The sequence below is a fragment of the Xanthomonas hydrangeae genome (assembly GCF_032697525.1).
In the GTDB taxonomy this organism is placed as follows: domain Bacteria; phylum Pseudomonadota; class Gammaproteobacteria; order Xanthomonadales; family Xanthomonadaceae; genus Xanthomonas; species Xanthomonas hydrangeae.
In genome coordinates, this window is sequence record NZ_CP103836.1 from 5,274,349 (window position 1) to 5,283,403 (window position 9,055).

Here is a 9,055-nt window from a genome sequence, read left to right on the forward strand (position 1 = left end):
TTTGACGTCTCGCGCCGGCGTGCGGACTCGCTGTGCCACCACGATGCCCCACCGGGATTGCCAGCGAGCATTGCCGGATAGAATCACGTTTTCCCACCGGATCTGCGCAATGGCCTCGTTCCTGCTCGGCAAAGGCGTCACCGACGACATCGCGGTGATCCTGGAAGGACGCTTCGGCAACCGCCACGGCCTGGTCGCCGGCGCCACCGGTACCGGCAAGACCGTCACCTTGATGACCCTGGCCGAAGGCTTCTCGCGGCTGGGCGTGCCGGTGTTCCTGGCCGACGTGAAAGGCGACGTGGCCGGTCTGGCGGTTGCCGGCGACGGCGCAGCCGGCGTGTTGCAGCGCGCCACGGAAGTGGGCATCACCGATTACGCGCCGGCCGCCAACCCGGTGGTGTTCTGGGATCTGTACGGCAAGCTCGGCCACCCGGTGCGCACCACCGTCAGCGAGATGGGCCCCACCCTGCTCGCGCGCATTCTGGAACTCAACGACACCCAGTCCGGTGTGCTGGACATCGTGTTCAAGCTGGCCGACGACCGTGGACTGCTGTTGCTGGATCTGGACGACCTACGCGCGCTGCTGGCGTTGGTGGTGGAAGAACGCAAGGAGCTGTCCACCAGTTACGGGCTGGTCTCCAGCCAATCGGTGGCCGCGATCCAGCGCTCCTTGCTGCGTCTGGCGCAGGACGGCGGCGAGCAATTCTTTGGCGAGCCCGCATTGGAACTTGCCGAGCTGATGCGCGTGGCGCCCGATGGCCGTGGTGTGATCGGCATCCTGGCGGCCAACCAATTGGTGCTCAAGCCGAAGCTGTATTCCACCTTTTTGCTGTGGCTGCTGTCGGAACTGTTCGAGCGTTTGCCCGAGGTGGGCGACCTGGAACAGCCCAAGCTGGTGTTCGTCTTCGACGAAGCGCATCTGCTGTTCGACGACGCGCCCGCCGCGCTGGTGCAGCGTATCGAACAGGTGGTGCGGCTGATCCGTTCCAAAGGTGTGGGCGTGTACTTTTGCTCGCAGTTTCCCGACGATATTCCGGACAACATCCTCGGCCAGCTCGGCAATCGCGTGCAGCACGCGCTGCGCGCCTACACCCCGCGCGACCAGAAGGCGGTCAAGACCGCGGCGCAGACCTTCGTCGCCAATCCCAAGCTCGACGTGGCAACCGCGATCTCCAGCCTGGGTACCGGCGAGGCGCTGGTGTCGCCGCTGCAAGGCAAGAGCGTGCCCGCGCCGGTGCAGCAGACCCTGATCGCCCCACCACGCTGCCGCATGGGCCCCATCAGCGAGACCGAACGCGCGCAGGTGCGTGCCGCCAGCCCGGTGGGCACCCGCTACGACGCCGCGATCAACCGCGAATCGGCCGCCGAACGACTGGCACGCCGCGTCGAACAGGTAGCCGAGCACAACGCCGCACCACCGGCGCGCACCCGCGGGGATGACGACGCGCAAGACAGCGGCTTCGGCCAGGCGGTCAAGGACGCCGTCTTCGGCACCAGCCGCCGCCAGGGCATGCTCGAAGCGATGGCCAAGCAGACCTCGCGCACGGTGGGCAACAAGATCGGCCAGCAGATCGTGCGCGGTATTTTCGGCAGTATTTTTGGTGGGAAGCGCTGAGTAGCCACGCACACAAAACGACAAGACAAAACCAATGAGCAAGGACGCAACAATACTGCTGTTCCGCTGTCTGACTGCAAGCACGATCATTGGGGCGGCAACGGCCACTGCCCGGCAACCAGCTCCAATTGAAGCGTGGCCGCTACAACAGCAGCACCTGCTTGCCGGCCGCTACACCGGCAAACTGCAGCCCTACACGCAAGACTGCCAAGCCGTCCGCGCCGATCTTTTTCTCCACAAGACAGGAAAACCAAGCGACAACGGCCGACGCTACACATTGAAGACGACCTGCATCGCTGGCGCCGCGCGACATACCGCCCCCAAAACCATGATCGGATCCTGGTGGATTGACCAGATAGGCGGAAGCTGCCTAATGCTCAGCTTCGAAGACCCCAATGATCCGATGATCGGACCCAATATCTACGGGTTTCGCATCGAACAGGACACCATCTCCGAGCGCCATGCGCATCGCACCGACTACGCCCTGGCACAGGATGGCCACAATTGCCACAGCGGCAATCCGCCAGAGGATCAAGACAAAGTGCTGCGACGTGTGCGCTGATCTTTGAGCATGGATTCATGATGCTGTGAGTTGCGCACCTTTGCACCCAGCACTACTCAAGAGCGGAACCTGCACTCGGCATTTTTTGCCACGCGAGCAACAAGAATCGCTTGCGTCGACGGCCGCAGAATTCAGGTCTGCGGCAGCGTCGTTTTTGTGCGCAAGCGCGTTGCATGCAGATAGCGACACGCGGCGGCACCACAACGACAAACGTTCACGCGGCGCACGAGATCGGCTACGCCAACACGCCATGCAACCTGGCGTACTGCAGCAACATGATGGTCTTGGCATCGGCGATCTCGCCTGAGCCGATCATCGCCAGCGCTGTATCCAGTGGCAGTTCCAGCACCTGGATCTCTTCGCCGTCTTCTTCGAGTCCGCCGCCGTCACTGACCTTGTCGCCATCGAAGTATTCGCCGACAAAGAAATACAGACGCTCGGTCACCGAACCCGGGCTCATGAACGCCTCGAACACCTTGCGCACGTTGTCGATGCGGTAGCCGGTTTCCTCTTCGGTTTCCTTGCGGATGCAGGTCAGCGCATCGTCCTGGTCAAGCAAGCCGGCGCAAGCTTCGATCAGCATGCCGTCGGCGTTGCCGTTGAGCAGTGTCGGCAGGCGGAACTGGCGGGTCAGCATCACCGTCTGTTTGGCGCGACTGTAGAGCAGGATCGTGGCGCCATTGCCGCGGTCGTAGGCCTCGCGCGACAGGGTCTGCCAGCGGCCGTCCTTGCGCTGAAAATCAAAGGTGACCTTGCGCAGCACATACCAATTGTCCGACAGCACATCGATGCTGCGAATACGAACCTGCGGGTTGCCGGTGGCGGATGGATTCAAGCGACACTCCTTGTGATGCGAGCGACGGTAGTGCCACGCACGTGGCGCGTCTGGTCGCTCGAAAGATCCGCAATGACTGCAGCGGGTCGACAGTCTACCGATCACCAGGATCCAGAGCATTACGTCATCTACTGAAGCACTGCACGTATCGCATATCGACATGTAAAGGCCTGCATTGCGATCAGTACGTACTAGGCCAATGACTTCCACGCTGCCGATCATTCAGACCGCGACCTGCACGGTCGGCTGAAGCACGGAAGCGCGTACGTCACTAGGATGAAAAAATGCACGATCGCGACGTGGGCGATGCTCGCGCGACCGGCAATGTGTCGCGATCACGCCTCCATACGCAACGCCGGCACCGCTTCGCAAAATCTCCAATTGCCATCACGTGCTCCTTGAGCAAGACGCTTTCTTCGATAGCGCACTGCCCACTGAACCGTCGATACCGACGTTCGTCCTTGGGCAGTTCGTGTCATTCCACATGCGGCTACGGGCCAAGCCCCCACCCGCTGCCGTGCATCACCGGGCTCAACAGGCAGGCGCCGTTAGATCCCAATTGCACGGCGACGCGCACCACCGCACAATCCCTTCACATCACACGCTTGGGGAGCGTCATGGAAGACCGTTTTCGCGCACGCAAGGTTGCAGTGCAGGCCGCACCGGCACCGTTCTGGACCCGCATTCCCGCCATCGCCACCTACCCGCTGCGCGGCTCGGCGCTGTACGCGCTGATTGCGCTGACCCTGTGCAGCGCGCTGCTGGTGTTGCCAGGCATCCTGAAACTGCTGATCGCCGGCGTGCTGGGCATGGCGACCTACACCTATGCCTTCGACATCCTGCGCCACAGCGCAGATGGGCAAGCCGACGCACCGCGACTCGGCTACAACACGTTCGATAGCGCGGTACTCAGGCTGATTCTGCTGGCGCTTGCGCTGGGCGTCGTCATCGGTGCGGCCGGCGTACTGGCCGGCAAGCCCGGCTTGACCATCGCGTATCTGGTGGTGCAGCTGTTGCTGCCCGGCATGATGATTGCGCTGGCCATCGACGGCAGCCTGCGCCGCGCACTCAACCCGGCAGTGTCGATCGACATGGCGCTGCGCATCGGCTGGCCGTACCTGGCCGCCTACGGCCTGCTGTATGTGATCCAGGGCAGCGGCACGGCAGCGGTGTTCATTGCGGTGAAATATCTGCCGCCGGTCGTGCGCGAAGCGACCGTTGTGATTGCCTCCATCTGGAGCCTGTTCGCCAGCTTTCATCTGATGGGCTATCTGGTGTACCAGTACCACGAAGAACTCGGCTATCTGCCCAGCAATGGCGCGGCAGTCGAGCGCGAAGACCCGGATCAACGCCTGCTAGACGAAGCAGAGCAGTACCTGCGCGACGGACATGCCGACGAAGCATTTCAAGCGTTACGCGGCGCGGTGCGATCACGCGCAGTGAGCCTTGCCGTGCATGAGCTGTATCAGCGTCTGCTGCGCCAACATCATCGCAACGACGAACTGCACGACCATACCCGCCACTACATCAATCGCTTGCTGCAGGAAAAACAGGAGCGCCGCGCACTCGCCTTGCAGCGCGAAGCATTGGACAGCAATCCCGCATTTACACCGCTGACGCCTGAGCAAGCCACGCTGCTGGCCGAGCGCGCCAAGATGGCCGGGCAATTCCAGCTGACGACCGACGGCCTGCTAGCTGCCATCGGCACATGGCCGCGCGACGTGATGCTACCGGCGTGGTCGCTCGACGCGGGCTTACTGCTGGCCGAACGTTTCGGCCGCGACGACCAGGCGCGTGCCGTGCTGCAGAACGCGCTGGATCAGTGCGACAACGATGCACTACGCGCGAAGCTGGAAGCGGCGCTGAAAGCGGTGGCGATTCAACCGGCTTGAGTGGCTGGCAAAATTTTTGAGGTAGCTAATCGGATCTTCCGTCATCGGACAGTCCCGCGGCGTGTACTGCTCGCGACCATGCACGCCGACCATCTTGATTGGTCCTTGTCCGCTCACCGTCGTGGGACCTTACATGGACGTACTTGCAGCGTGTCCTGCGATGGTGGGCGGGCAAGGGCCCTGCAGCAAGCCCGCATCACCGAGGGCGCGGTGCCCTCACCGCTCGCGGGACACGCCGTGAATCCATCCCTGGAGGCTCGGTGGCGGCATCCATGCCGCCACACGGTCCCGCAATCGGTGAGGACACCGCACCAGAGAGTCAGCCGATTGCTTTGTTGAAAAACATGCACACCGACCATCTCGACTGGTCCTTGCCCGCCCACCGTCGCGGGACCTTACGCGGCATGGATGCCGCGTAAGAGCCTACACGGACGTACTTGCGGCGTGTCCCGCGACGGTGGGCGGGCAAGGGCCCTGCAGCCAAGCTGCAGCCAAGCCGCTATGCAACCAACACATTCATCGCGTCCGATCCTAGTGCGCAGATCAGTGCAGAACAACGATCGGAGCGTACCGCTTGCTCAGAACCGGAAATTCAACCACCCCATCACGAAGGTCGAATCGCCGTAACCGGCCTTGGTCAGCGCAGGGCCGGCGATCAGGTGTTCGGCGCGGAAGGTCACCGACCAGTTCGGGTCGATGTTCCAGGTCGCGTTGATGCGCGGCATGGTGCCGATGCGGCGCTCGCCGGTGCTCTGCGTACGTGCATAGGCGCGCGCCTGGTTGTTGTAGATCGCATCGCTGGTGGTCTGGCGCCACAAGGTTTCCCACTCCAGGTTCACGGTGAGCTTGGGCGTGGGCGAGAAGATCAGCGTCGGTGCGGCAGTGACCAGGTTGACCGGGCCGAAGAACGTCGCCCAGCTGAAGTAGATCGTGTTGCCGTAGAGAAAATTGTTGTTGCGCAAGGTGCCGGTGCCGGAGGTGCCGCCACCACCGGAGGCGATTTCGCTATGAAACCCCACGCGCGGCTTCCAGCCGCTATCGCTCAACGTCCAGGCATTGGAGGTGCTCGCCATGTACGCGCGCAGGTCGCGTCCGCCGAAGCTGCCGCGCTGCACGGTCACGAACGAATCGGTGCGCAGCTTGCCCACATTGCCCCACAGACGCAGACCGTAGTAATTGCGGTTTTCTTCGGCGGTCTGCCGGCCCCACAGCTGATTGTCGTTGCGGAACTGGTAGAAGAACGGCTCCAGATACATCGGCTTGGCGGTCGGCAGGCGATACCCGCCAACCACGCCGCGGAAATGCCGCGAGCGGTCGATGCGATCGTCGCCCAACCCTTCGGTGCCATCCAGATTGAAGTTGAAATCGAACACGTCCACACGGGTCTTTTCGCCGATCGCCCAGGCGCGCACACCGTTGAAGGTCACAAAGATATCGGTGTTGTCGCGCAGCGCCATCAATGTGGTCGGGCCGTCGACGAACACCTGACGGCCCACACGCAGACCGGTGTCGGCGCCGCCGATGTCGCCCTTCACGTCAAAGAACACCTGCTGCAGGATCGCATTGTTTTCCTGGGTACCGGTCTTGGCGCCTTCGTTGCGCCCATCCAGACTGCCGTGCGCCAGTTCCGTATACAGACGGAAGTGCTCGCCGAGATGGAAGTCGGCGCCGAAGAATGCACGTAACAGATACTGTTGCTGCGAATGGCTGCCCGGAATCAGGCCGGGATTGGTGATGGTGTTGCTGCGTACGCGCAGCTCGTTGCTGAGCGACACGTAGACATCGCCGGATTCGCTGAGCGGGATGTACTTGAGCGGATCGAACGGGCTCTTGCGCTTGGACGGATCTTTCAGATACGACCAGTCTTCGACCCAGCGCACCTGCCACATGTTGCCGCCCTGTTTGGCACCCCAACCCTGCGCTTCGAGCGGGTAACCCTTGGATGCAGCGGGCGCAGCAGGGACAGCAGGTGCTGCGGCAGGCGCTTGCGATTTGGTGCTGTCCGGCTGGGTCTGCTCGGCATTGACCGGCGCTGTCTGCGCCTGTGCAACGCTCACGCCAGGCAGCGACAACCCGATCGCAAGGCAGAGGCGCCGGGTGGTACCAAAGGAAGTGTCAGCCATGGCCGGTCGTGCCAAACGCGCAAGTCGCATCGTGTCGCCCTATCTAAAAGTGAGTCGCCTGAGCACGGTGTATCGGCTCAGTGACCAAGGACTGTAGTGGAGCCATGCCGTAAAGGCAGTAACCCAATGGTTCTAAGTACATGAGCCGGAATTTGTCATTGGGGATTGGGGATTCGCAGCAGCGGGTGTGGGGATTGGTGTGCCACTTCTTCTTCAGTTCGCTTGAGTCGATACACCGAAATTCTCGGCCGGCATGCTTTTGCGAATCCCGAATCCCGAATCCCGAATGACATAACCCGGCTCCATGACTAACAGCACATTCGCTATACCTAACTTATTACTAGTATCGTCTTCGACCTAGCGGAGATGGCGATGAGCGAGCCGGATGCCTACCTACGAAAATTTCAGAAAGAGCTGAGCGCCGGCACCGTGTCGCTGGCATTGCTGGCAGTGCTGGCGCAGGCCGACGAGCCGCTGTATGGCTACCTGATCGCCAAGCGCCTGGAGCGATTGGACGGCGTGCTGAGCGGCAAGCAGAGTGCGCTGTATCCGGTGCTGCGCAATCTGGAAGCGGCAGGGCTGCTGCAGAGCCATGTCGAGCCCTCTGCGTCCGGTCCGCCGCGGCGCTACTACCGCATCACCCAAACCGGGCGCGATTGCCTGCGCGACTGGACCGCCGCCTGGCGCGCCACCCGCGATTCCGTTGATTCAGTGCTGGAGGGGACTCACCCATGACGACCATTGCGCAGACACGTCCGTTGCCGACCACCATTCCCGATTACCTGACCCAGTTGCGCCAGGCCCTGGCCGGCGCGGACCCGGCGATGATCCAGGACGCGCTCTACGACGCCGAGGAATACCTGCGCGCCGAACTGGCCGAGCACGCTGACAAGAGCGAGGCGGAAGTGATCGCGGCGGTGGCCGGTAGCTACGGCGCGCCGGATGAAGTGGCCGAGATCTATCGCGAGACCGAAGTGACGGTGACGCGCGCACTGCGTCCGCCGCTGCCGCCCAAACGCAGTTCCTGGGTGGGCAGGTTCTTCGGCGTCGCGGCCGACCCGCGCACGTACGGCGCATTGTTCTACATGCTGCTGTCCCTGGTCACCGGCGTGTTCTATTTCACCTGGGTGGTGACCGGCGCGAGTCTGTCGGCGGGCCTGTTGATCCTGATCGTCGGTGTGCCGCTGCTGGTGCTGTTTTTCGGGTCGGTGCGTGTGCTGTCGCTGGTGGAAGGCCGCGTGGTGGAGACGCTGCTCGGCGTGCGCATGCCGCGTCGCCCTGCGCATCCCGGGCTGCAGGGCAGTTGGCTGCAACGCATCGGTGCGATGTTCACCGATGCGCGCACCTGGAGCACGATGCTGTACTTCCTGCTGATGCTGCCGCTGGGCATCATTTACTTCAGCGTGTTCACCACATTGTTGTCGCTGTCGCTGGGGTTGGCCGCTTCACCGTTGGCGCTGTTGTTCGACAACACGGCGGTGCTGACCTGGGATGGCGTGGATGTCACCAGCCCCTTGCTGGCGCTGCCGTTGTTCGTCGTGGGCGTGCTGCTGCTGTTCGTCACGCTGCATCTGGCACGCGCCTTCGGCAAGCTGCATGGGATGTTCGCCAAGCATTTGCTGGTCAAAAGTGGCGAAAGTTGAGTGCATTGCGTGATTGGGAGTTGTGCGACACGTGGCTGCGATCGCTGAAGTACCGTGTGGTCTGCAGTGCAGAACCTGAAAAGACGCTACGACTTTGAATCTCGGTTGTCGTGGAAGTGATTTGGACAGTGCAGATAGATCAGTTGCAGAGCGGTGACCTGTGGGTTTGCTGGAGGGCCCTTGCCCGCCCACCATCGCGGGACACGCCGCAAGTACGTCCATGTAGGCTCTTACGCGGCATCCATGCCGCGTAAGGTCCCGCGACGGTGGGCGGGCAAGGGCCAGTCGAGATGGTCGGTGTGCATGGCTTTCAACAAAGCGACCAGCAATCTTTCTGGTGCGGTGCCCTCGCCGATTGCGGGACCGTGTGGCGGCATGGATGCCG

General features: G+C 62.5%; 7 protein-coding genes. 5 read left to right on the top strand and 2 right to left on the bottom strand.

Annotated elements, in window-relative coordinates:
• Window positions 1–109: 109 nt before the first annotated feature.
• Window positions 110–1,615: a helicase HerA-like domain-containing protein gene (locus tag NYR97_RS22310; RefSeq protein ID WP_316695858.1), complete on the top strand. Its 1,506-nt coding sequence runs from the start codon at window positions 110–112 to the stop codon at window positions 1,613–1,615.
• 34 nt (window positions 1,616–1,649) lie between these two features.
• Window positions 1,650–2,177, top strand: a complete 528-nt coding sequence (locus NYR97_RS22315; RefSeq protein WP_316695860.1) for a hypothetical protein — start codon at window positions 1,650–1,652, stop codon at window positions 2,175–2,177.
• Window positions 2,178–2,412: 235 nt separating this feature from the next.
• Here NYR97_RS22315 and nudK read toward each other — a convergent pair whose 3' ends face one another.
• On the bottom strand, window positions 2,413–3,012 hold the full coding sequence (nudK, locus tag NYR97_RS22320) for a GDP-mannose pyrophosphatase NudK (protein WP_316695861.1): 600 nt from the start codon (window positions 3,010–3,012) through the stop codon (window positions 2,413–2,415).
• A gap of 617 nt (window positions 3,013–3,629) precedes the next feature.
• Between nudK and NYR97_RS22325 the strand changes: the two genes are divergently transcribed.
• On the top strand, window positions 3,630–4,904 hold the full coding sequence (locus tag NYR97_RS22325; RefSeq protein WP_316695863.1) for a hypothetical protein: 1,275 nt from the start codon (window positions 3,630–3,632) through the stop codon (window positions 4,902–4,904).
• A gap of 578 nt (window positions 4,905–5,482) precedes the next feature.
• On the opposite strand, the gene NYR97_RS22330 is transcribed toward NYR97_RS22325, so the two are convergent.
• Window positions 5,483–7,057, bottom strand: a complete 1,575-nt coding sequence (locus NYR97_RS22330) for an alginate export family protein (RefSeq protein WP_316694624.1) — start codon at window positions 7,055–7,057, stop codon at window positions 5,483–5,485.
• Window positions 7,058–7,399: 342 nt separating this feature from the next.
• On the opposite strand from NYR97_RS22330, the gene NYR97_RS22335 reads away from it, so the two are divergent.
• Window positions 7,400–7,762: a PadR family transcriptional regulator gene (locus NYR97_RS22335; RefSeq protein ID WP_162498259.1), complete on the top strand. Its 363-nt coding sequence runs from the start codon at window positions 7,400–7,402 to the stop codon at window positions 7,760–7,762.
• Window positions 7,759–8,670: a sensor domain-containing protein gene (locus NYR97_RS22340; protein WP_316694626.1), complete on the top strand. Its 912-nt coding sequence runs from the start codon at window positions 7,759–7,761 to the stop codon at window positions 8,668–8,670. Before NYR97_RS22335 ends, NYR97_RS22340 begins: the two co-directional genes overlap by 4 nt.
• Window positions 8,671–9,055 lie beyond the last annotated feature (385 nt).